This window comes from Streptomyces sp. NP-1717 (assembly GCF_022695985.1).
In the GTDB taxonomy this organism is placed as follows: Bacteria; Actinomycetota; Actinomycetes; order Streptomycetales; family Streptomycetaceae; genus Streptomyces.
Genome location: NZ_JAAPBF010000446.1, coordinates 1 through 1,778 on the forward strand (window position 1 = coordinate 1; position 1,778 = coordinate 1,778).

The window sequence follows — 1,778 nt, forward strand, 5'->3', positions numbered from 1 at the left end:
CGGACTCCTCGGAACCAGGCCGGACCACAGGTAGTCCAGGTCCACCGGGCCGGAGGCCGCCGACGATCCGAACAGGGCCCGGACCCGTGTGTCGTCGAAGCGCCGCCGGTGGGTCAGATAGGTCGTCAGACCCGGGTAGAAGTCGACCAGCGACTCCAGGGCCGACAGATCCTCCGGCTCGGTGGCGACCAGGTCGACCGACAACCCGACCACCCGTTCCAGCAGGGTCGCGATCGTCGGCACGGGCACGTCGCGGTCGTGGACGACGTGGTACGTGTCGACCCCGCCCGAGGGCGTCCGGCCGGCCAGCCGCACCATGACCTCGGCCGCGTGCTCCACCGGCATCAGGTTCAGCCGGCCGTCCGGACGACCCACCAGCCGCAGGCGGGGGCGGCTGCCGGGGGCGGCGGTGCCTCGCGCGTCGCGCAGGATCCGCTCGACGACCTGGAGCGGATGCGAGGGCAGCTCCGGGTGCGGCGGCAGGTCCGTGACGAGGATGCTCGGCCGCAGCACCACGGCGGGGCGGCGGTGCTCCCCCGACCACGTGTGGATCAGCGTCTCCGCCTCGTACTTGGAGCGTTCGTAGGCGTTCTCGAAGCCGTGGGCGTCGTCCAGCTCGTCCTCGTACGCCACGCCCTCACGCCGGCTCCCGGCGACGAACGCGGTACTCACGTGGTGGACCACGGGTCTCTCCCGCCCGGCGGCGGCCAACTCCAGCACGTGCCGGGTTCCTTCGACATTGGTCCGGCGCAACTCGGGGAGGTCTCCGGCCAGGTTGATGCTGCCCGCGCTGTGCCAGATCGCTCCGAGACCGTCGGCCAGCTCCTGGAACTCGCGCCCGGACAGCCCGAGACCGGGGCGCTCCAGCTCGGTCTCCACCACCCGCAGCCGGCCGGGGAGTTCGGCGAGATACGCCTCGGGCGCGCCGGTCAGCGCGAAGAACCGGGTGATGCGGTGCAGCGCGTCACCCGACCCCGCGTGGGCCAGGACCGTCACCGACCGGTGCGTGTCGAGCAGCCGGCGCAGCAGGCGCAGCCCGAGGAATCCGGTGGCGCCGGTGAGGGCGACGTGCATGACCTTGGCTCCAAGGGCTCCGAAGGGGACAGGAACACGACCGTGTGCGAGGGAGGTGAACGGCGGGGCCGTCGCGGTGGCCGGGGAGGCGGGACGCGGTCGGCCGTCCCACGCGGCGCCATGACACCGGCCCTCGCGCCGTGCGCGGCCCGCCGTGCCCGGCCGGCCCGGTGCGACGGGCGTGCGCCGATCGTCCGGTTCGTCAGGCGCCCCGCCGGGGGGTGCTCAGGCCCTCCGCCGGGCGTGATGACCACTGGCGCACGGCACACAGTGTCAGACGGCGGAGGGTGATGAAGCCCCCGATTCCACCGGCTCACCCGAATGCAGTACCCACGCGATGACCGGTGACCGTCCCGGACGGCGCGCGTTGTTCCCACCGCGAGCCGGGGGCGCCCGGCCGTACGGACACGACGGAAGACGTCGGCACCGAGCGGGCCGCCCGCAGGCACATCCCCCTTTCGGGTGATCTCGCGGGCGGGGGCCGGCCGGTGGTCCCGGGCGCCGGGCCCGGTGGGGCAGGAGGGCGGCACGGACTGAGGCAACCGTCGGCGGGTACGGCCGCCCACCCCGGCCGGATATAAACCGTAGTCACTCGGGCCGGTGACCTGTGCGGAGTCACCGCGTTCGCGGACCGGCCGACTGCCTTCCGGCCTTCCGGCCTTCCGGCCTTCCGGCCGGTGGTCCGTCCCGGCCGGCGGGCGGGC

At 74.1% G+C, this 1,778-nt stretch carries 1 protein-coding gene; it reads right to left on the minus strand.

Features of this window, described 5'->3' with window-relative positions; genetic code table 11:
• A partial coding sequence (locus GXP76_RS35370) for an SDR family oxidoreductase (RefSeq protein WP_242575715.1) occupies positions 1 to 1,074 on the minus strand: 1,074 nt, incomplete at its 3' end.
• Positions 1,075 to 1,778 lie beyond the last annotated feature (704 nt).